Here is a 21,552-nt window from a genome sequence, read left to right as displayed (position 1 = left end):
GTTCGGGGAAGTCCCGGGACCGCCGCCGGGCGCGCACCACAGAACGCCGACTATGACGGACACGGCGAACAGTGCGGCCGCGGCTGTGAGGCCGACGGCCGTCGGGCGCTGTGCGGCCGCGGCTCCCGCCCGCCGTCGGCCACTCCCGTGCCTGCGGTGACCGGGAGGCGGCAGGCGGTACGTGGTGCTGCGGCTGCGGCTGTGGCTGCGCCGTCTGCCGGACGGCGGGCGTGGTGAAGGACTCCAAGGCGTCAAGGTGCGGCACCCGCAGTGATGTGTGGCCGACCGGCATCAACGGGGCGTCAAGACTGCCGGGCGACGGCAATGCGCCTACGGGCACGCCCGGTTCAGGATGAGGGGCAGCGGCAGGGGTATCAGAAGGCCGGGACGGGGGGCAGGGCATGGGACGGTTCGTCGACGCCTCCGTGCGTTTCCCCGCCGTCGGCCTGACCTCCGCCTTGGTGGTCGCACTCGGTTTCTGGGCGCTGGTTCTGCTGGGCCGAGCCGACGTGCGTGCCTTCGACACCGACCTCCCGTCGCTGACCAGGTCTCTCAGCGGGATTCCGGTCGCCGTCGCGGTCTCCGCCGTGATCGTGAGCGCCTGGCTGGTCAGCCTCACCGGAACGGTCCTGATGGACCTGGCGCACCTGACGGGGGCCAGTGGCGCCACGGCCCGGGTCGCGCTGCTCGCCGCGTCCGCGCTTGCCGCCCGGACGGTGACACGCCGGTGTGCGCCCCTCCTCGCCGGACTGTTCCCGCATCCGCGGACGCACCCGCGGACGCACCAGCCGACGCACCCGCGGACGGCGACCGACAGTGCCCCGTACGACCCCGGCAGTCCCCGCTCCCGCGCCTGACCCCGGCCGGACGCTCCCGCGCTCGCAGCGGGTCGCCACGCCTTCCCGCACCTGCCCGCAGCCGAGTGGGCCACCCGGCCTCCCCACCGAGGCGCCGACTTCTCGCAGTCCAGCAGACTCAAAGGATTTCGCATGAACACCATCGCCGTGGGCCTCGGCGTGCTCGTCGCCGTCTGCCTGCTCGCCGTACTCGCCGTCTCCCGGCTGTTCCGCAAGGTGGAGCAGGGCAAGGCCCTGATCGTCTCCAAGCTGCGGAAGGTCGACGTGACCTTCACCGGGCAGGTCGTGCTGCCGGTGCTGCACAAGGCCGAGGTGATGGACATCTCGGTGAAGACGATCGAGATCACCCGGGCCGGCAAGGAGGGGCTGATCTGCCGGGACAACATCCGCGCGGACATCCGGATCTCGTTCTTCGTGAAGGTCAACAAGACCGTCGGAGACGTCATCAAGGTCGCCCAGGCGGTCGGCACGGCACGGGCCAGCGACCAGCGGACGCTGCAAGAGCTGTTCCACGCGAAGTTCTCCGAGGCACTGAAGACCGTCGGCAAGCAGATGGACTTCACCGACCTGTACACCAAGCGCGAGGAACTCCGCTACAAGATCATCGAGTTGATCGGCGTCGACCTCAACGGCTACCACCTGGAGGACGCGGCCATCGACTACCTGGAGCAGACGCCGGTCACCCAGCTCGACCCGGCGAACGTCCTCGACGCCCAGGGCATCCGGAAGATCACCGAGCTGACGGCCGTGGAGCACGTGCGCACCAACGAGGCGCAGCGCACGGAGGAGAAGGAGATCACCCGGCAGAACGTGGACGCCCGGGAGGCGATCCTGGAACTGGAGCGCCGGCAGGCGGACGCGGAGATCAAGCAGCGGCGGGAGATCGAGACCGTGCGGGCTCGTGAGGAGGCCGAGACGGCGCGGGTGGTGGAGGAGGAGCGGCTGCGGGCGCAGGGGGCGTTCCTCAGGACCGAGGAGGAGCTCGGCGTCCAGCGGGAGAACCAGGCCCGGGAGATCGCGGTGGCCGCGAAGAACCGCGAGCGGGTCATCGCGGTGGAGAACGAGCGCATCGAGAAGGACCGCATGCTGGAGGTCATCGCGCGGGAGCGGGAGACCCAGCTCACGAAGATCGCCGCCGAGAAGGAGGTCGAGGCGGAGAAGCGGGAGATCGCCGAGGTCGTCCGGGAGCGGGTGGCGGTGGACCGTACGGTCGCCGAGCAGGAGGAGTCCATCAAGAAGCTGCGTGCGGTGGAGGAGGCCGAGCGGCAGCGGCAGGCCGTCGTCATCGCCGCCGAGGCCGAGGCGCAGGAGAAGCTGGTCAAGGACATCAAGGCGGCGGAGGCCGCCGAGCAGGCCGCGGTCCACCGTGCCACCGAGGAAGTCACCCTGGCCGAGGCCCGGCTGAAGAGCGCAGACCTGGACGCGCGGGCGAAGCTGCGGCTGGCGGAGGGCGTGCAGGCGGAGGCCGCCGCGGAGGGGCTGGCCGCGGTGCAGGTGCGGGACAAGGAGGCCGAGGTCATCGAGAAGGCCGGCCGGGCGGAGGCCGAGGCGGCCGAGGCGCGGATGCGGGCCGAGGCGGAGGGCGCGCGGGCGAAGGCGCTCGCCGAGGCCGCGGGCATCGGCGAGAAGCTGAAGGCGGAGGCGGCCGGTCTGACCGAGAAGGCGGCGGCGATGGCCGCGCTCGACGAGGCGTCCCGCGGCCACGAGGAGTACCGGCTGCGGCTCCAGGCGGAGAAGGACATCCGGCTGGCCGGGCTCGAGACGCAGAGGCAGGTCGCCGAGGCGCAGGCCACCGTCCTCGCCACCGGCCTGGAGAACGCCGACATCAACATCGTCGGCGGCGAGTCCGTCTTCTTGGACCGCCTGGTCTCCTCCATCACGCTCGGCAAGAGCGTCGACGGGTTCGTGCGGCACTCCGAGACGGCGCAGGCCCTCGCCCGGCCGTGGCTGGACGGCTCGTCGAGTTTCACCGACGACCTCGGCCGCGTCCTCGGCTCGGTCTCCACGGCGGACGTGCAGAACCTGACCGTCTCCGCCCTGCTGATGAAGCTGATGAACACCGGCGGAGCGAACGCCGGACACCTCCAGCAGCTCCTGGACAAGGCCGGCGAGCTGGGCCTCTCCGACACCTCCCTCGCCGCCCTCGACGGCAGCGCCAAGGGCTGACCGGTCGTGGTCCGGAGCTGCCGCGCAGGGCACGGCAGCTCCGGACCATGTCTTTCCTCCGACCTCCTGAGAGGGCTTCATGACCACCGGGCTGGACACCGGAACGTACGAGGTGCTGCGCGACCGCCTCACCGCGCAGGCCGCCGAACTCGCCCGCCGCGCCGAGGCGCTCAACGCCCGCCGTGCCGAGGAGTTCGGCTCCACACGGCTCGAACTCACCGGCACCGACCGGCTGCGCACGGAACACAACTGCGTGCCCCGGGACATCGTCCCGGTCGGCGACGTCCTGCTCTTCGGCCACAACGTCTTCCTCGGCCTGAAGCCGGAGACGACCGTCGGGGACGTCTTCGCGCTGCACGACCGCGACCTGAACCGACTGCCTGACGACGCCGTTCCCGGCCTGCTGGACGATCCGGCCTTCGTGCGCGAGTTCGCCGCCCTCTACCGCTACTACCGGCAGGCCCACCTCCTGCAGCTCCGCCGGGTCGACGGCAGGCTGCTGGCCGTCTTCCAGACCGGGGTGAAGCCCGGGGACATCCGCGTCCTGCGCTGGGCCGTGACCGACGACGGCCGGGTGTCCTTCCTGGACGCGCGCGGCGAGCGCGACCACGTCTTCCCGCCCTCCCACGACTTCGACTGGACGCGGACGACCCGTGAGGACCACGTACCCGGCCGTCACCCGCACGTCTCCATCGAAGGAGAGGTCTTCGTCGAGACCATGGGCGGCAGCCTCACCGTCAAGGTCGAGAACAACACCGAGACCGGTGAGGGCCTCTACGCCGAGCCCGTCGACGAGCCGCTGCAGTCCCTCGCCGACGCCGACATCGCGTACGCGCGGGTGGGCGCCCTGATCCTGCTGCGGATCCGTCCCTACAAGGAGGACGCCGACCGACACCTGGTGTTCAACACGCTCACCAGGTCGGTGGTCCGCCTGGACGGCATCGGCCAGGCGTGCCGCCGGCTGCCGGAGGACCAGGGCATCGTGTTCCCGGGCGGCTACTGCCTGGCCACCGGCGCTTACAAGATCTTCGACGGGGCCGCCGCCCCATGGGACACGACGGCCCTGGAGTTCGAGCGCCTGGTCCGCTCGCCCAACGGTGAGGACGTGCTGTTCGCGTTCCACGCGCGCGTGGAGGGACGCAGCCTGCTGCTGCCCTACAACATGATCCGCAAGGAGGTCGCCACCCCGCTGTCCTGCCACGGCTGGGCGCTCTTCGACGACGGTGCCCTGCTCGTCCTGCGCGCCGGCAGCGACGAGCCGCAGCGCGTGCACCCCGTCCAGGTGTGGAACTCCCCGTACGTCTCCGACGCCCACGCCGCCGCCCGGCCCGTCGGCACCGGCCCGCTGGCCCGCGTCGGCAACGCCGACCTCGTGCGCGGCATCTCCGACTGCCTGTCCATCGCGCGCGCCGTCACCGAGACCACCCCCACGGGCAAGGTGTACGAGGCACTCGCCGCGGCCTGCGTGCGCGCCGCCGACTCCTACCACTGGCTCGCCGAGCCCGAACTCGGTCTTCTCCGTGAGCCGTTGGAGCAGGTGCGGGTCACCGCCGAGCAGGTCCTGTCCGAGTTCGAGACCGTCCGGGCCCTCACCCGCCGGGCCACCCACGCGCTGGGCACGGCCGAGGCACGGGTCGCCGCCGTCGTCCGACGCCTGCGCGGCGAGGCCCCGCGCGGCGCCACCGCCTGGGTGGCCGGGCTGACCGAACTCCGGCAGGCCCAGGGCCACCTGCTCACCCTCAAGGACATGCGGTACACCGACATCGCCCGCATCGACGAACTCGCCGCCGAGACCGAGGCCGACCTGGCCTCCTTCGGGCAGCGGGCGGTCGCCCACCTGGCCCGCGAGGATGCCTTCGCCGACCACCGGGCCGACATCGACCGGCTCGTCGCCGACGCCGAAGCGATCACCACCGTCGCCGAGGCCACGCCCGTCGCCGCCCGCCTCGACGAACTCGCCGACGGGCTGCGCACGGTGACCGAGGTGGTCGCCGGCCTGCACATCGCCGACGCCACCGTCCGTACGGCCGTACTGGAACGGATCGCCGGAATCCTGGGCGGCGTCAACCGCGCCCGTGCCACCCTCGACGGCCGCCGCCGCATGCTTCGGGACCGCGAGGGGCGGTCCGAGTTCGCCGCCGAGTTCGCGCTGCTCGGCCAGGCCGTCTCCGGCGCGCTCGGGGCCGCCGACAGCCCCGACGCGTGTGACGAGCAGCTCGCCCGCATGCTCGTGCAGGTGGAGAACCTGGAGTCGCGGTTCGCCGAGTCGGCCGGGTTCGCCGAGTCCGACGACTTCCTCGGCGCGCTCGCCGACAAGCGGGAGGAGATCCACGAGGTCTTCTCCGCCCGCAGACAGACCCTCGCCGACGCTCGCGCCCGCCGCGCCGAACGGCTCGCCGACGCGGCGGCCCGGATCCTGCGGACCGTCTCCCGCCGCGCCGCCGCCCTCGCCGACGCGGACACGGTCGCCACCTACTTCACCTCCGACCCGATGCCCGCCAAGGTCCGCCGCCTGGCCGACGAACTGCGCGAACTCGGCGACCAGGTGAAGGCCGAGGAACTGGACGGCCGCCTGAAGGCCGCCCGCCAGGACGCGCTCAGGTCCCTGCGCGACCGCACCGACCTGTACACCGACGACGGCCGCACCCTCCGCCTCGGCGCCCACCGCTTCGCCGTCAACACCCAGCCCCTCGACCTCACCCTCGTCCCGCACGGCGACGGCCTCGCCTTCGCCCTCACCGGCACCGACTACCGCTCCCCGGTCGACGACCCCGGCTTCGCCGCCACCCGCCCGTACTGGGACCGCCCGCTGCCCTCGGAGTCGCCGGAGGTCTACCGGGCCGAGCACCTCGCCGCCCGGCTGCTGGCCGAACACGGCCCGGCACACCTCGCGGACGCCGACCTGCCCGCCCTGGTCCGGCAGGCCGTGGAGGGCGCCTACGACGAGGGCTACGAGCGCGGCGTCCACGACCACGACACGGTCCTGATCCTCACCACCGTCCTGCGCCTTCACGAGACCGCGGGCCCCCTGCGCCACGAACCCTCGGCACGCGCCGCCGCCCAGATGTTCTGGGCCCACGGCACGACCGCCGAGGCCCGGCAGGACTGGCGGCGGCGCGCGGTCTCGCTGGCCCGCGCCCGCGACACGTTCGGCCTCGCGCCCGCGATCGACGACCTGCGCCGGGAGCTGGCTCAGGAGATCGGCGGAGAGGCCGCGGACGCCGCCGCCGCGTACCTCTTCGAGGAACTGACGAGCGGCCCGGACGGCTTCGTCATCAGCGCCGGCACACGGACGCTGCTCGACACGTTCCGCCGTACGGCCGGCGATCCGGCGTACGACGACGATCTGACCGCTCTCGGCGACCTGGCCGCCCGGCGACAGCTCGTCGAGGCATGGCTCACCTCGTACACCGCCTCGACCGGCACCGGCGTCCTCCCCGGCGACCTGGCCGAGGCGGTGGCCGCCGAGCTCTGCCCCGGCCTGACCCGGTACGAGCGCGACGCACCGCTGACCGGGACGGTCGAAGGGCTGCTGGGCGACCACCCCCGCATCGCCGGCCGCTCGCTGCCGGTCCGCATCGACGAGTTCCTCGCCCGCACCCACGCCTTCCGCACCCACGACGTCCCCGGACACCGCGCCTACCAGCGCCGCCGCGCGGAGCTGGCAGCCGCCGAACACGCCCGGCTCCTCCTGGACGACCACCGGCCCCGGACCATGTCCGCCTTCGTCCGCAGCAAGCTCATCGACCAGGTGTACCTCCCGCTGATCGGCGACAGCCTGGCCAGGCAACTCGGCACGACCGGAGCCTCGAAGCGCACCGACACCGGAGGCCTGCTCCTGCTCGTCTCCCCGCCCGGCTACGGCAAGACCACGCTCATGGAGTACGTCGCCGACCGCCTCGGCCTGCTCCTGGTGAAGGTCAACGGTCCGGCCCTCGGGAACGCGGTCACCTCCCTCGACCCCGCCGAAGCCCCGAACGCCACCGCCCGGCAGGAGGTCGAGAAGATCAACTTCGCGCTGGAGGCGGGCAACAACACCCTCCTCCACCTCGACGACATCCAGCACACCTCGCCCGAGCTGCTGCAGAAGTTCATCCCGCTGTGCGACGCCACCCGCCGCGTCGAGGGCGTCCGGGACGGTGTGCCGCGCACCTACGACCTGCGCGGCAAGCGCTTCGCCGTCTGCATGGCCGGCAACCCCTACACCGAGTCCGGCGCCCGCTTCCGTGTCCCCGACATGCTCGCCAACCGGGCCGACGTCTGGAACCTCGGCGACGTCCTCACCGGCAAGCAGGACGCCTTCGCGTCGAGCTTCGTCGAGAACGCGCTCACCGCCAACCCGGTCCTCGCGCCGCTCGCCGGCCGGGACCGCGCCGACCTCGACCTCCTCCTCCGGCTCGCCGGGGGCGACCCCACGGCCCGGGCCGACCGGCTCACCCACCCGTACGCCCCGGCCGAGCTCGAACGGATCCTGGCGGTGCTGCGCCACCTGCTGACGATCCGCGAGACGGTCCTGGCGGTGAACGCCGCGTACATCGCCTCCGCGGCCCAGACCGACACCACCCGCACCGAACCGCCCTTCCGGCTGCAGGGCTCGTACCGCAACATGATCAAGATGGCCCAGCGCATCCAGCCGGTCATGAACGACGCCGAGCTGTCCGCGCTGATCGACGACCACTACCGTGCCGAGGCTCAGACCCTCACCACCGGGGCCGAGGCCGGCCTGCTGAAGCTGGCCGAACTGCGCGGCACGCTCACCCCGGAGCAGGCCGCGCGATGGGCCGGCATCAAGAGCGCCTACGTCCGCGCACAGGCGCTCGGCGGCCCGGAGGACGACCAGCTCACCCGCGCGATCGCGGCCCTCGGCCTCCTCGCCGACCGGATCGCCGCCGTCGAGTCGGCCATCAGCCGCGCCGCCGGGTCAAGCCCCCCGACGGCCCCCTCGACGGCCCCGCCGACGGCCCACCCGACGGCCCCGCCGACGGCCCCTCCGACGGCCCGTCACGCGGCCCGCCCGCACCAGGAGTGACTCCTGGACCCGGGGGAGTGAGGTGCTCCGGCTCGAAGTGTCCTCAGCCGGATCGAGACGTGCCGGCGGCCCCGAGCAGCTCGTGCAGGAGGTGCGAGGCGGTGATCACACCCAGCAGACGGGTGCCGGTCTTCCCGCGCGCGTCCTTACCCCGTTCCGCCACGGCCACCAGCGGGCTGCGCACCCGCGCCATCAGCGCGGCCACCTCCAGCGCGGTGTCGTCCGGGGCGGCGATCGGCGGCGGGTCCGCCTCCTGCGGCAGACAGTCTCCGACGCTCCGGCCCGCCAGGGCCCGGCAGAGCCGGTCGGCGTGCTTCTCGTCGACCACGGCGGCGAGCGCCGGGTCCTCGACGACGTAGGCGGGCACGAGCGCCTTGACCATCTGGGAGGCGGGGAGGACCGCCTTCGGTTCGCCCAGCTCGTCCACCACGAGCAGCCCCGGCAGCCGGTGCTCGGCCAGCAGCCGGGCCGCGTCCTCGGCGTCGCTGTCGACGCTCACCGTCTCGTACTCGACCGCCAGGTCACGTGCGCGCACGGCGGGCTCCCCTCTCCGCTGAAGGTCCGGTCAGGGCTGTGGAGCGGCGCCCATCTCCTGGGCGAAGGTCACCGCATCGCTGTCGAATCCCCGGATCATGCCGTGGAACTCCCACGTCCCCGAGTCGTCTCTGCGGAATTCGGCGACGGTGCCGGAGGTGGACCCGGCGATCTGTCCGAAGTCGTCCTTCAGCAGCTCCGTGTACCCCTCCACGACCAGGACTCCGGTGTTCGTGATGTCGCCGAAGGTCTTGGGGCCGCTGTCCTGGTGGATCACTACGCCCACGACGACCCGTGCGAAGGAGGGTGCGAGCCGGTCGAGTTCGAGGGTCATCGCCTCGACGTAGCCGAAGCCCTGGCCGGTCCGGCTGTGCCGGCTCATGTTGATGGTGCCGTCCGGTGAGCGGCTGTCGTAGTGCACGACGTACACCGGCCGCCCGTAGGGGGCTTCCGCCGAGTAGGTCGTGGCGACGATGTCGAGGTGATGAGGCGGCTGACCCAGGGGGCTCGGGTCCCACTTGAGCCGCACCTCGACCTTCTTGACTCCCTTGCTGCCACTGCTCACCGGAAACCGCCCCTCCTGCCGTCATGGGCCCTCACGGGACGTCCCCCGCAGGTCAAGTATGGCGACTGACCCTTGATGCGACCCCTGCCCGGAACGGGACGTCCCCCGCAGGCCAAGTATGGCCGCGGGCGCTGCCGTTGGTTCACCGGTAGCGCAGCAGGAGCATGGCGGCGTCGTCCTGGATCGGGCCGTCGATGTGCTGGAGCACGTCCTGGCGGAGGGTCTCCAGGGCCTTCTCGGGATCCTGTTCCTCCAGCAGTCGGGCGCGTTCGGCGAGCGGGTAGAAGCGGCCGTCGCGGTCGCGGGCCTCGACGATGCCGTCGGTGTACAGCAGCAGTTGGTCGCCCGGGCGGAAGGCCGCTCGGTACGGCTCCGGTCCCGCGGTGCCGTGTGCGCCCAGGCCGAGCGGCAGTGCGTAGGAGTCCGGTTCGGGCAGTTCGACCCTGCCGTCGTCGCGGACCAGCATCGGGGCGGGATGGCCGAAGTTGAGGAAGGTCACCTGCTGGGCGTTCACCTCGGCGAGGATGGCGGTGACGAACCGCTCGCCGTCCAGTTGCCGGTCGACGGAGCGGGCCAGTCTGCTGCCGACGTCCACCAGATCCGCCTCGTCGAGAGCCGCCTCGCGGAACGCTCCGAGGACCAGCGCCGCCGTCTCCACCGCCTCCAGCCCCTTGCCCTGGACGTCCCCGACGATCACCCGGACGCCTTGCGGCGCGGCGACGACCTCGTACAGATCTCCGCCGATACGGGCCTCGGCCACGGCGGACGTGTAGGAGACGGCCGCCCGCAGTCGGCCGGCGTGCTTCGGCACGGGTTTCAGCAGGACCCGCTGCGCGGCCTCGGCGATCGACCGGACGCTTTCGAGCTCTGCCTCCTGCTTGCGGCGCATGGACACGGCCACCAGTCCGGCGACGGTGACCCCGAAGACCGATGCGAGGGCCACGGCTCCGCGCGGCACGGTGGTCAGATCGTCGTACCAGGCCAGGGCGAGGCAGAGCAGCAGGGACAGCCCGCCGACGCAGGCGGTGCGCTTCCAGCCGCCCACGAGCGGAGCGAGGGCGGGCCCCACCGCCACCAGCGGCAGGAAACCCAGTGAGGGGCCGGCCACGACATCCGCCACGGCGACCGCGCCCATGACCGCGAAGGGCAGCACGGACAGCACCCTGGACTGACGGCTCTGTGCGGACACGTCCTGGAATGCCTCCCCTCACGCCCGACCGGCACGACGCATCATCGCAGACGTACCCGTTGCTGCCCGTAAATAGGCGACAGGGCGGTCGATAGCCGTAAATGGCAATGAAACGGGACGGGCCGGCGTGCCGCCTGCCGCACGGCCCGGTGGGCGGGGTTTTCCACAGCGGCTCGGTTGTCCACAGGGTCTGACGCGTCCGGGCCGCCGGCTGTACGGTCTGCACGAGTTGATGTTCGTACGGGTGCGCATTTCGGGGGGAGGCGGTCGACATGACCGGTAGTGGTGCTGGTGGTGCCGGGGAGACTGCGGGGACGGCCACGGAGCCGGCGGGCGCGGGCGCGGGCGCGGAGTCCGCGGGCGCGGGCGCAGGCGCGGAGTCGGCGGGCGCGGGCGCGGAGTCGGCGGTTGCGGTCGCGGAGCCGGCGGCCGCGTCGGCTGGGGCGTCGGCTGGGGTGGCCGGGGCAGGTGGGGAGGCGGTGGCGCGGTGGCTGCCGCCGGTGCCCGGGTTCGCCCGGTGGCCCGTCGGAGGGTCGGCGAAGGACGAGGGCAAGGAGCTGCGCCGGCGTGTCCCGCGCGGCGCCCACGCCACCCTCGACACGGACGCCTCCCGGCCCGACGCGGTCGCGGCGGTGGAGGAGTCCAACCGTGGCAGGCTCCCCGAGCTGACCCCGATACGCGTGGGGCGGATGGTGGCCACGCCCTTCGCCTTCCTGCGCGGTTCGGCCGGCCTCATGGCCCACGACCTGGCCCGCACGCCGATGACCGGGATCCGCGCGCAGATCTGCGGCGACGCGCACGCGGCGAACTTCGGCCTGTACGGCGACGCGCGCGGCGGCCTGGTCATCGACCTCAACGACTTCGACGAGACGGTGGACGGCCCCTGGGAGTGGGACCTGAAGCGGCTCGCCGCCTCGCTCGTGCTCGCCGGCCGGGAAGCCGGCGCGGACGAGGACACCTGCCGTCAGGCGGCGCACGACGCGGTCGGCGCCTACCGGCGCACCATGCGGCTGCTGGCCAAGCTCTCCGTCCTGGACGCGTGGAACGCCATCGCGGACGAGGAACTCGTCTCCCACACCGACGCCCACGACCTGCTCGGCACGTTGGAGCGGGTCTCGGAGAAGGCACGCGCCAACACCAGCGGGCGGTTCGCGGCGAAGTCGACCGAGCCGACCGCGGACGGCGGCCGCCGCTTCGTCGACGCCCCGCCGGTGCTGCGCCGCGTGCCGGACGCGGAAGCCGCGATGGTGGCGTCGTCCCTGGAGCACTACCTGACCACGCTCTCCGAGGACCGCCTTCCGCTGCTGGCCCGGCACACGGTCCACGACGTGGCGTTCCGCGTCGTCGGCACGGGCAGCGTCGGCACCCGGTCGTACGTCGTGCTGCTCCTGGACCACCGCGGCGCGCCGCTCGTCCTTCAGGTGAAGGAGGCCCGCCCGTCCGCGCTGGTGCCGCACCTGGCGGCCGCCGGCTTCGACGTGCCGCCCGTCGAGCACGAGGGCCGCCGGGTCGTCCTCGGGCAGAAGCGCATGCAGGTCGTCAGCGACATCCTGCTGGGCTGGACATCGGTGGACGGCCGTCCCTTCCAGGTGCGGCAGTTCCGCAACCGCAAGGGCAGCGTCGACCCGGCCGCGCTGGCCGCCGACCAGGTGGACGACTACGCCCGCATGACCGGAGCCCTGCTGGCCCGCGCCCACTCCCACAGCGCCGACCCGCGCCTGATCGCCGGGTACTGCGGCAAGAACGAGGAACTGGACGACGCCGTCGCCGCGTTCGCCGTCGCCTACGCCGACCGCACCGAGGCCGACCACGCCGACCTGCTCGCCGCGGTGCGCAACGGGCGGGTGGCGGCCGAGACGGGGGTGTGAGGCGGGGGTCTTCAACTGCTGGTCTTCAAGGTCGGGTGAGTGAGCGTAACCATGTGTGAGTGAGTGTCGTTGTCAGAGCATGAATCTCACGGAATGGGCGAAGGCGCAGGGCGTGCATCCGCAGACCGCGTATCGCTGGTTCCGTGAGGGGACGCTGCCGGTACCGGCTCAGCGGGTGTGAGGGGACTGTGAGGCGCCGGCGGTGGGCCGCGCGGGGCGTCCGCCCGCGTGGCCTAGGCTGGTCGGGTGACAAGCTCGGAAGCTGATGGTGGTGGCGCCGGTGAGGCCGAGGTGACCCGTGAGGCCGCTGAGGGCCCGGTGACCGGTGAGAGCGGTGCCGCGCGGCCCGAGGAACGGCTGGAGCGTGCCGTGCGGGCCGCCGAGCAGGCGTTGATCGAGTACGAGATCGCGGTGGAGACCTTCCGCATCGAGGTCGAGAACTTCTCCCGGCTGCACCACCAGAAGCTGGGCCCGATGTACGCCCGTCTCGACGAACTGGACGCCCAGATCCTGGAGGCCAGGGCCGCCCGCAGCGGTGACCCCGAGGACCGGCGCAAGGCCGACGAGGCGCGTGCCCGGGTGATGCCGATGCCCGGCGTCGAGGAGCTCTTCCACGGCTGGATGGACGGGGAGGGACTGTTCCCCGAGGCCGCGGCGATGCTCACCGACCAGCCGGTTCGGCCGCCGCAGCGGGTCCGGCCCAGCGACGAGGCCCGCAAGCTCTACCGTGAACTGGCCCGCAAGGCGCACCCGGACCTGGCGCAGGAGGACGGCGAGCGGCAGCGCCGGGAGGAGTTCATCACCCGCGTCAACTCCGCCTACGCACTCGGCGACGAGTCCCTGCTGCGGGAACTGGCCGAGGAGTGGGCCAAGGGCCCGGCACCGGCCGAGCGGGGTCCGAGCCACAGCGAGGAGCTCTACGCCCGCCTGGAGTGGCTCTCCCAGCGCAAGGAACTGCTCACCCTGATCGCCCGTGACCTGGAGGAGGGCGCGATCGGCTCGATGCTCCGGCTGGCCCCGGACGACCCGGACCGCCTGCTGGACGAGATCGCCGAGCAGCTCCTGGGCGAGGTCGCCGAGCGGGAGCGCGAGCTGGCGGCGCTGCTCGGGTAGCTGCCCGGTTCGCTGCCCAGTTCGGGTGGCGGCCCCGCTCGGGTAGCTGCCCTGTTCGGGTAGCTGCCCTGTTCGGTGGCGGTCCTGCTGGGTCGGCGGCGGGGGCGGGGAGCCACGGTTCCCCGGTGGACGTGCGGTTGTGGTTGTGGTCGCGGGCGGTCGGCGGTCGGGTAGCGTCGGGGCATGCATTTCGGAGCTGGTGTGCCCACGATCGAGGTCGGCGACCTCAAGGACGACGACTTCCTGCTGGACGTCCGCGAGGACGACGAGTGGAAGGCGGGACACGCGCAAGGGGCGCTGCACATCCCCATCAGCGAGTTCGTGGCCCGTTACGGCGAGCTGACCGAGGCCGCGCCGCAGGACGGCCGCGTCCACGTGATCTGCCGCTCCGGGGGCCGTTCGGCCCAGGTCGCGATGTATCTGGTCCAGCAGGGCGTCGACGCCGTGAACGTCGAGGGCGGTATGCAGGTGTGGGCGGCCGCGGGCCGGCCCGTCGTGACCGACGAGGGAGAGCCGGGCTTCGTGCTGTAGGACGGGGCTGGACCTCGTCCTGCGGGACGGCAGGCCGGCGCCGCGCGCAGGGCGCCCGACGGCGCCGGTCAGCCGAGCGGGTGGGCTGCCAGCAGGTCTCCCAGGGCCTCCTCGTGCGCGGGCGCCGGGCCGAGCGACAGTTCCAGGTGCTTGGCCCAGGCGTGGTAGCGGTGCAGCGGGTAGTCGACGTCGGCCCCGAACCCGCCGTGCAGATGCTGCGCGGTCTGCACGATCCGCCGTACGCCGTCCGACGCCCAGATCTTGGCGACGGCGACGTCGCCGGAGGCGGGCAGCGCGCCGGGCGCCCCCGAGGCGATCCGCCAGGCCGCCTGCCACAGCGTGGCTTCCATCGCGCGCAGGTCGATGAAGCGGTCGGCGGCCTGCACCGCCACGGCCTGGAAGGTCGCGACCGGGTGCCCGAACTGCTCCCGCCCGCCGGTGTATTCGGCGGTCATCGCGAGGACCCGCTCGCCCAGGCCGAGGGCCAGCGCGCACGTCCCGGTGGCCAGCAGTTCGCGCAGCCATTCCCACGCGCCGTCGGCGTCGACGACATCACGGGCCGCGATCCGCGCTGCGTCCAGGCGCAGTTCGCCGAGCCGCTCGCCGGTGGTGGAGACCTGCTCGCCGATCGTGATCCCGGGGTGGGCGCGGGGGAGCACGGCGAGCAGGGTCCGGTCGTCGGCCGTTCGCGCGGGGACGACGATGTGGTCGGCGGTGTGGGCCCACGGCACCGCGGTCTGTGTCCCGTCCAGGATCCATGCGTCGCCGTCCCGCCTCGCGGTGACGGCGAGTTCGGCCGGGTCGTGGCCGGTGCGGCCGTTCGCCGCGACGGTCAGCACGACCTCGCCGCGGGCCGCCCGGGCGAGCAGGCCGGACCTCAACTCATCGCTCCCGTGCGCCTGGACGGCTGCCGCGGCCGCGCTGCTCTCCAGCAACGGGACACGCGCCAGCACCTTCGCCGACTCCCGCAGCACCAGGCACAGCGCGATGGCGTCCAGGCCGGCGCCGCCGTACTCCGCGTCGAGCAGCAGGCTCAGCAGGTCGGCCTCGGCGAGCCGGGCCCACAGAGCGCGGTCGAAGTCGTCGGCGACGGCGCCCGTGACGAGTGAGGGGCTGGGCACCGCGTCGGGCGTGACGCCGGCGAACACCCCGCGTGCCGCCTCGGCCGCCGCCTGCTGCTCCTCGGTGAAGGTGAAGTCCACGGTCCTGTCCTTCCGGCCGGATCCGCTCAGCCGAAGCTGATCTGACGAGCCGTCAAGATAGAACAGGTTCTAGGAGAAGGGAACGGTGACGTTCCCGGTCGGTCTCACCGGTCGAAGTCCAGTTCCACCTTCTCCGTCACCGGATGCGACTGGCAGGCCAGCACGTATCCCGCCTCGGTCTCCTCCTTCTCCAGCGCGAAATTGCGGTCCATGCGGACCTCGCCCGAGACCAGGAAGGCCCGGCAGGTGCCGCACACACCGCCCTTGCAGGCGTAGGGCGCGTCGGGCCGGTTGCGCAGCACGGTCTCCAGCAGCGACTCGCCGTCCTCGACGGGCCAGGTTCCACCGCGGCCGTCGAGCCGGGCGGTCACCGTGCTGTGCGCGGGGGCGGGCACGGGCCTCGCGGGGGCGGCGGCCGAGTCCACGTGGAAGATCTCCTCGTGGATCCGGGCCCGGGGGACGCCGAGCTCCCGGAGCGCCTGCTCGGCGCCCTGGACCAGTCCGAACGGCCCGCACAGGAACCACTCGGCGACCTCCGTCACCGGCAGCAGCGCCGGCAGCAGGGAGGCCAGCCGCTCCCGATCGAGCCGCCCGGACGGCAGCCCGGCCTGCTGCTCCTCCCGGGACAGCACCGTCACCAGCTGCAACCGCTCGGGATACCGGTCCTTCAGGTCGGCGACCTCGTCCAGGAACATCGTGGAGGCCGTCGTACGGTCGCCGCGTATCAGGCAGAAGCGGGCCGTCGGCTCGCGCTCGAGCAGCGTCGAGACGATCGACAGCACCGGGGTGATGCCGCTGCCGCCGACGATCGCCGCGTACCGGCCGGGGGCGGGCCGGAGGGTGAAGCGCCCCGCCGGTGTCATCACCTCCACCTCGTCGCCGACGTTGATCTCCTTCAGGGCGTAGGTCGAGAACGCGCCGCCCTCCACCAGGCGCACCCCGACCCGCAGTTCCCGCGGACCCTCGGCGTCCGGTGCCGGGGAGCAGATCGAGTACGTGCGCCGTATCTCCCGGCCGTCGACGGTGCGCCGCAGGGCGAGGTGCTGGCCGGGGGCGTGCCGGTAGTCCTGCCTCAGCTCGGGGGGCACGGCGAGGGTGAGGGCCACGGAGTCGTCGGTGAGCCGGTCGACCGCCACCACCCGGAGCGCGTGGAAGCGGGCCATCACAACTCCTTGAAGTGGTCGAACGGTTCACGGCAGGCGAGGCAGCGCCGCAGCGCCTTGCACGCGGTGGAGGAGAACCGGCTCAGCAGCTCGGTGTCGGCACTGCCGCAGTGCGGGCAGCGGACGGGCTCCTCGCCCGCGTCGCGGGTCCGGACCGGGCCGAGGGAGACGGCCACCGGGCCGGACTCCCGCCGCGCGCGGGGCGGGGCGATGCCGAACTCCCTCAGCTTGCGCCGCCCTTCGGCGCTGATGTCGTCCGTCGACCAGGCGGGCCGCAGCACTTTGCGGACGGTCACCTCGCGCACGCCGTGCGCGTGCAGCGCCCGCTCTATGTCCAGGCACATCGCCTCGATGGCCGGGCAGCCGGTGTACGTGGGGGTCAGCTCGACGTCGACCGAGTCCGTGTCGCGCAGGTGCACCGCGCGCACCACGCCCAGCTCACCGAGGGTGAGCACGGGCAGCTCCGGGTCGGGCACCGACCCGGCGATCTCCAGCAGCTCCGCCTCCAGCGGGGTGGCCGTCACCATGACGCCCCCGGGTGGCTGCGGTGCAGGTGCTGCATCTCGGCGAGCATCCGGCCGAAGGGCTCGGTGTGCAGGCCCTGGCGACCCGCGCCGGCCGTCCACGCCCCGGACCTCGCTCCCTCCGGCACCGTCAGGGTCGCCCGGCGCAGCACGTCCCCGACGGACTCCAGCCAGGCCGACTCCATGCCCGCCCGGTCGACGTCCAGCCCGTCCACCGGCTGGAACATCTCGCCGGTGAACCGCCACAGGGCCGCGCACGCCCGCTGCATCCGCTCGTGGCTGACCTCGGTGCCGTCGCCGAGCCGCAGCGTCCACTGCTCGGCGTGGTCGCGGTGGTAGGCGACCTCCTTGACGGCCTTCGCGGCCAGGCCGGCGAAGGGGCCGTCCCCGTCGGCCAGTTCGGCGTACAGCAGGTGCTGGTAGGTGGAGAAGTACAGCTGGCGGGCGATGGTGTGGGCGAAGTCGCCGTTCGGCTGCTCGACGAGCTGGAGGTTGGTGAAGGAGCGCTCCTCGCGCAGGTAGGCCAGTTCGTCCTCGTCGCCGGCCATCGACAGCAGCACGCGGGCCTGGCCGAGCAGGTCGAGGGCGATGTTGGCGAGGGCGACCTCTTCCTCCAGCACGGGGGCGTGGCCCGCCCACTCGCCCAGGCGGTGGGACAGCACCAGCGCGTCGTCGCCGAGGGCCAGCGCCGCCGTCGTGGGGACCGGGGCAGGTGTGGGGGCCGGGGTCGTGGCCGTCGTGGGGACCGGGGTCGTCTGCTGAGCCGTCACAGGTGCTTCACCCCCTCCGGGATGTCGTAGAACGTCGGGTGCCGGTAGGGCTTGTCGGCGGCCGGTTCGAAGAACGGGTCCTTCTCGTCGGGGGAGGACGCCGTGATCGCGGACGAGGGGACGACCCAGATCGAGACGCCCTCGCCGCGGCGGGTGTACAGGTCGCGGGCGTTGCGCAGGGCGAACTCCGCGTCGGGGGCGTGCAGGCTGCCGGCGTGGGTGTGCGCGAGGCCGCGGCGCGAGCGCACGAAGACCTCCCACAGGGGCCAGTCGGTGTTCGTCATGCTCGCTCCGCTCCGTCGCCGGTGTGCTTGGCCGCGTACGCCGCGGCCGCCTCCCTGACCCAGGCGCCCTCCTCGTGGGCCCGCCTGCGCTGGGTCATCCGCTGTTCGTTGCACGGGCCGTTGCCCTTGAGGACCTCCCGGAACTCCGCCCAGTCGATCGGGCCGAAGTCGTGGTGTCCCCGCTCCTCGTTCCACTTCAGGTCCGGGTCGGGGAGCGTGAGGCCCAGGGACTCGGCCTGAGGCACGCAGATGTCGACGAAGCGCTGGCGCAACTCGTCGTTCGAGTGCCGCTTGATCTTCCACGCCATCGACTGCGCCGAGTGCGCCGACTCGTCGTCGGGCGGACCGAACATCATCAACGACGGCCACCACCAGCGGTTCACCGCGTCCTGGGCCATCGCGTGCTGCGCCGGGGTGCCGCGGCTGAGGGCGAGCAGCAGCTCGTAGCCCTGGCGCTGGTGGAAGGACTCCTCCTTGCAGACGCGGACCATCGCGCGGGCGTACGGGCCGTAGGAGCAGCGGCACAGCGGCACCTGGTTGGTGATCGCGGCGCCGTCCACCAGCCAGCCGATCGCGCCCACGTCCGCCCAGGTCAGCGTGGGGTAGTTGAAGATCGAGGAGTATTTCTGGCGGCCGGAGTGGAGCTTGTCGAGCAGCTCTTCGCGGCTGGTGCCCAGGGTCTCCGCCGCGCTGTAGAGGTACAGCCCGTGTCCCGCCTCGTCCTGGACCTTGGCCATCAGGATGGCCTTGCGGCGCAGTGATGGCGCGCGGGTGATCCAGTTGGCCTCCGGCTGCATGCCGATGATCTCGGAGTGGGCGTGCTGGGCGATCTGGCGGACGAGGGTCGTGCGGTAGGCGTCGGGCATCCAGTCGCGCGGCTCGATGCGCTCGTCGGCAGCCACGGCGGCGTCGAAGGCGCGCTCGTACGCGTCGGTGCCGACGGTCTTCTCCTCGGTGCCGTACGTCTGGTGCGCGGCTGCTGTCGCCATTTGAGGTCCCCCTCGACCTGGACTCTGCTGGAACCGACTCCCGACCGATCGTTCGGTCCGTGCGATTCCATGGTGGGTCGGCCGCCGTGAGGTGTCAACCACTGTGGAAAACGTGCGGCGCACCCTGTGGATCCTGTGGACAGCCGCGACGTCCGCCCCCGGCCCGTCGTGCGGGACGCCGGAGGGCGGGTGTGGCCATGGCCACGTGGAGATCTCCCGACAAGGCTGTGCCGGGTGCCCGGGCCTGAGTACCGTTCCGTGCGAGTGCCGCGGAGCCGGTGCCGCGGGCGGCGGAACGCCATGCGGCCGGAGGCGGGACGGCGACGGCAACCGGAAGACGGGGCGCAATGGACGCGTACGACGCAGGCTCCCAGGCCCGGCATGGGCCAGAGGGTCCGGACGAGCCCGACGAGCCCGGCGAGTCCGATGGGCTGGACGTACCCGCCGAGTCCGATGGGCTGCACGGACCGGCCGGGTCTGGCGGGTCCGGTGGGCTCGGTGGGGCGCTCGGTGTCTCGGAGTCCGATGTGGCTGGTGCCTCCAAGGCCGGTGGGCCTGGCGATGCCTCGGAGTCAGGTAGGGAGGAGCGGGACGGGCCCACTGGTGCGTCGGATCCCGCACGACCTTCCCAGGCCGATCGGACCGACCAGCCCGACCGGTTCCCCCAGTCCGACCGGTCCGACCGGTCCCCCCAGTCCGACCGGCCCGACCAACCCGACCGGCCTGATCAGCCGGCCTGGCTCGACCAACCCGGCCAGGCAGCCGAGCCGCGGGACTCCGCGTCGAGCGCCCTGACCGGCCACGCCGGTGCCCGCACCGGCGTGGCCGCTCTCGGGCTGCGCTGTCAGATAGCCGCGGCCGTGGCTCTCGCGGTCGTCGCGGTCGCCGTCTGCGTGCATCTCGGCATGGTCTTCCTGCACGTCGCGCCCTCGAACACGCTCACCAAGCAGCACGGGAAGGCGATCGACGACTGGGTCTACCCGGAGTTCGAGCAGAACTGGAAGCTCTTCGCGCCGAACCCGCTGCAGCAGAACATCGCCGTGCAGGTCCGCGCGGACGTCAGCACGGGCGACGGGGACGTGCGGACCACCGGCTGGTACGACCTGTCCGCGCAGGACGGCCGCGCCATCGACGGCAACCCGCTGCCCAGCCACACCCAGCAGAACGAGCTGCGCAGGGCCTGGGACTTCTTCGTCGCCACCCATGACGGCCAGAACCGCCCGACCGGCCTGCGCGGGGCCCTGTCCGAGACGTATCTGCGGCGCATCGTGGCGCTGCGCCTGGACCGGGAGGACGCGGCCGGCGCGGGCGGCGTCGTCCAGCGTGTCCAGGTCCGTTCCCGTACCACGGACGTCCCGCCGCCGAAGTGGAGCGGGGAGCAGGTGGCCGTCCGGCCGGTGTACCGCGTGCTGCCGTGGTGGTCCCTCTCGTCCGCCGACACCGGGGGAGGCACCGGGTGAACCGCTTCGCCCTGTCGGTGTCCGCAGGCATCGCCCGCGTCACCGAGTCCGCGCTCGGCCCGTACCAGAGCGCCGTGATCCGCATCGGCTTCAGCACGACCTGGCTGCTGTTCCTGCTGCGCGAGCTCCCCCACCGCCGCGAGCTGTACGGTCCCGACGGGCCGTGGAGCTGGGACCTGGCCCAGCAGCTGATCTCGGTCAACCACGCCTTCACGGTGCTGATGTGGTCCGACAGCGCCGTCTGGTTCGAGATCGTCTACGCCGTCGCCGTACTGTCGAGCGTCCTGCTGCTGCTCGGCTGGCGCACGCGCGCGATGTCCGTGCTGTTCATGGTCGGTGTGCTGTCGCTGCAGAACCGCAGCGTCTTCATGGGCGACGGCGGGGACAACGTCCTGCACCTGATGTCGGTCTACCTGGTCTTCACACGCTGCGGCCGGGTGTGGTCGCTGGACGCCCGCCGGGCACGGCTCGCAGGCGAGGCACGTGCGCGCGGGGAACGGGTCGCCGATCCGGCGGGCCCCGTGCTGTGGGGCGTGCTCGGGTTCGTGCTGGTCGCGGTGACCGCCGGCGGCCGGTTCCACGGCGTCGATCCGACGGTGCCGGTGATCCTGTGGACGCTGTGGCCGGCGTCGGCCCTGTACTGGGCTGTCGCGCGCCGTGCGCGAAGTGACCAGCCGCGGATCCTGCTGGACGTCGTCGGGAACATCGTGCACAACGGCGCCCTGCTCGTGATCATGGCCGAGGCCTGTCTGATCTACGCCACGGCCGGCTGGTACAAGATCCAGGGCTCGCGCTGGCAGGACGGCACCGCGGTCTACTACCCGCTCCACCTCGACTACTTCTCGCCCTGGCCCGCGCTCGCCGACGCGCTGTCGGCCGGCGGCACGATGGTGATGCTGGTGACCTACGGGACGGTCGTCGCGCAGGTCGCCTTCCCGTTCACGCTGTTCAACCGGCGGGTCAAGAACGTCCTGCTGGTGGGCATGATGACCGAGCACGCGGTGATCGCCGTGGTGCTCGGGCTGCCGTTCTTCTCGCTGGCGATGATCGCGGCGGACTCCGTCTTCCTGCCGACCTCGTTCCTGCGCAGGCTGGGCGGACGGGCGGTACGCGCGCGTGGACGCGTGCTCCGGCGGGACGGCCGTACGGCGCCGTCCGAGCCGGGGGCCGCGGACGACTCCGGGGGCCCGCAGGCGGGGCCGACGGCGAAGGCGGACGGGGAAGCGGCCAAGGGCATCCCCCGGCCACGCGCACGCGGGGTGGACGACGACGTGACCGCACACCGGCCCTGACCGTCGGCCGCCGTCG

General features: G+C 72.7%; 17 protein-coding genes and 1 pseudogene. 9 read left to right on the top strand and 9 right to left on the bottom strand.

Annotated features, from left to right (window positions below):
• Positions 1–401: 401 nt before the first annotated feature.
• The 3 genes from VKA29_RS34805 (at position 402) to VKA29_RS34795 (ending at position 8,052) form a co-directional block, all read left to right on the top strand.
• Positions 402–857: a hypothetical protein gene (locus VKA29_RS34805; RefSeq protein ID WP_324790044.1), complete on the top strand. Its 456-nt coding sequence runs from the start codon at positions 402–404 to the stop codon at positions 855–857.
• A 132-nt stretch (positions 858–989) separates the two neighbouring features.
• On the top strand, positions 990–3,023 hold the full coding sequence (locus VKA29_RS34800) for an SPFH domain-containing protein (protein ID WP_324790043.1): 2,034 nt from the start codon (positions 990–992) through the stop codon (positions 3,021–3,023).
• Positions 3,024–3,102: 79 nt separating this feature from the next.
• Complete coding sequence (locus tag VKA29_RS34795; RefSeq protein ID WP_324790042.1) at positions 3,103–8,052, top strand: DNA repair ATPase; 4,950 nt, start codon at positions 3,103–3,105, stop codon at positions 8,050–8,052.
• A 43-nt stretch (positions 8,053–8,095) separates the two neighbouring features.
• Here VKA29_RS34795 and VKA29_RS34790 read toward each other — a convergent pair whose 3' ends face one another.
• From VKA29_RS34790 to VKA29_RS34780, 3 genes are all read right to left on the bottom strand, one after another.
• Positions 8,096–8,587, bottom strand: coding sequence for a CBS domain-containing protein (locus VKA29_RS34790; protein WP_324790041.1), 492 nt, complete (start codon positions 8,585–8,587; stop codon positions 8,096–8,098).
• A gap of 30 nt (positions 8,588–8,617) precedes the next feature.
• A complete protein-coding gene (locus VKA29_RS34785) occupies positions 8,618–9,151 on the bottom strand; it encodes a TerD family protein (protein WP_324790040.1) in 534 nt (177 codons plus the stop codon).
• Positions 9,152–9,293: 142 nt separating this feature from the next.
• Positions 9,294–10,286: a PP2C family protein-serine/threonine phosphatase gene (locus tag VKA29_RS34780; protein WP_324790237.1), complete on the bottom strand. Its 993-nt coding sequence runs from the start codon at positions 10,284–10,286 to the stop codon at positions 9,294–9,296.
• A 326-nt stretch (positions 10,287–10,612) separates the two neighbouring features.
• On the opposite strand from VKA29_RS34780, the gene VKA29_RS34775 reads away from it, so the two are divergent.
• The 4 genes and pseudogenes from VKA29_RS34775 to VKA29_RS34760 all read left to right on the top strand — a co-directional run bounded on the left by VKA29_RS34775 (position 10,613) and on the right by VKA29_RS34760 (position 13,852).
• Entirely contained in the window at positions 10,613–12,208 is a 1,596-nt protein-coding gene (locus VKA29_RS34775) for a DUF2252 domain-containing protein (protein ID WP_324790039.1), read from the top strand.
• Positions 12,209–12,287: 79 nt separating this feature from the next.
• A pseudogene (locus VKA29_RS34770) lies at positions 12,288–12,386 on the top strand (IS607 family transposase); the annotation flags it as partial.
• 113 nt (positions 12,387–12,499) lie between these two features.
• A complete protein-coding gene (locus tag VKA29_RS34765) occupies positions 12,500–13,321 on the top strand; it encodes a hypothetical protein (protein WP_324790236.1) in 822 nt (273 codons plus the stop codon).
• A 201-nt stretch (positions 13,322–13,522) separates the two neighbouring features.
• Positions 13,523–13,852: a rhodanese-like domain-containing protein gene (locus VKA29_RS34760; protein ID WP_324790235.1), complete on the top strand. Its 330-nt coding sequence runs from the start codon at positions 13,523–13,525 to the stop codon at positions 13,850–13,852.
• Between the two features lie 68 nt (positions 13,853–13,920).
• On the opposite strand, the gene VKA29_RS34755 is transcribed toward VKA29_RS34760, so the two are convergent.
• The 6 genes from VKA29_RS34755 to paaA all read right to left on the bottom strand — a co-directional run bounded on the left by VKA29_RS34755 (position 13,921) and on the right by paaA (position 18,784).
• Positions 13,921–15,054 (bottom strand): acyl-CoA dehydrogenase family protein, encoded by a 1,134-nt coding sequence (locus VKA29_RS34755; RefSeq protein WP_324790038.1) that lies wholly within the window; start codon positions 15,052–15,054, stop codon positions 13,921–13,923.
• A gap of 104 nt (positions 15,055–15,158) precedes the next feature.
• On the bottom strand, positions 15,159–16,217 hold the full coding sequence (gene paaE / locus VKA29_RS34750; RefSeq protein WP_324790037.1) for a 1,2-phenylacetyl-CoA epoxidase subunit PaaE: 1,059 nt from the start codon (positions 16,215–16,217) through the stop codon (positions 15,159–15,161).
• On the bottom strand, positions 16,217–16,744 hold the full coding sequence (gene paaD / locus VKA29_RS34745; RefSeq protein ID WP_324790036.1) for a 1,2-phenylacetyl-CoA epoxidase subunit PaaD: 528 nt from the start codon (positions 16,742–16,744) through the stop codon (positions 16,217–16,219). Before paaD ends, paaE begins: the two co-directional genes overlap by 1 nt.
• Complete coding sequence (paaC, locus tag VKA29_RS34740; RefSeq protein WP_420718635.1) at positions 16,738–17,511, bottom strand: 1,2-phenylacetyl-CoA epoxidase subunit PaaC; 774 nt, start codon at positions 17,509–17,511, stop codon at positions 16,738–16,740. Before paaC ends, paaD begins: the two co-directional genes overlap by 7 nt.
• Positions 17,508–17,795, bottom strand: a complete 288-nt coding sequence (paaB, locus tag VKA29_RS34735) for a 1,2-phenylacetyl-CoA epoxidase subunit PaaB (protein ID WP_324790035.1) — start codon at positions 17,793–17,795, stop codon at positions 17,508–17,510. Before paaB ends, paaC begins: the two co-directional genes overlap by 4 nt.
• The gene (gene paaA, locus VKA29_RS34730; protein WP_324790034.1) at positions 17,792–18,784 is read right to left on the bottom strand and encodes a 1,2-phenylacetyl-CoA epoxidase subunit PaaA; all 993 of its coding nucleotides are present in this window, start codon (positions 18,782–18,784) and stop codon (positions 17,792–17,794) included. The genes paaB and paaA overlap by 4 nt, the downstream gene beginning before the upstream one ends.
• Positions 18,785–19,131: 347 nt before the next feature.
• On the opposite strand from paaA, the gene VKA29_RS34725 reads away from it, so the two are divergent.
• Positions 19,132–20,244 (top strand): DUF5819 family protein, encoded by a 1,113-nt coding sequence (locus VKA29_RS34725; RefSeq protein ID WP_420718633.1) that lies wholly within the window; start codon positions 19,132–19,134, stop codon positions 20,242–20,244.
• Positions 20,241–21,536 carry an HTTM domain-containing protein gene (locus tag VKA29_RS34720; RefSeq protein WP_324790032.1) on the top strand — a complete coding sequence of 432 codons (1,296 nt, stop codon included), beginning with the start codon at positions 20,241–20,243 and terminating at the stop codon, positions 21,534–21,536. Before VKA29_RS34725 ends, VKA29_RS34720 begins: the two co-directional genes overlap by 4 nt.
• Positions 21,537–21,552: the final 16 nt, after the last annotated feature.

Source organism: Streptomyces sp. H51 (assembly GCF_035656535.1).
Classification (GTDB): Bacteria; Actinomycetota; Actinomycetes; order Streptomycetales; family Streptomycetaceae; genus Streptomyces.
The sequence above is the reverse complement of the archived record's forward strand: the minus strand, read 5'-3'. Positions and strand labels throughout refer to the sequence as shown.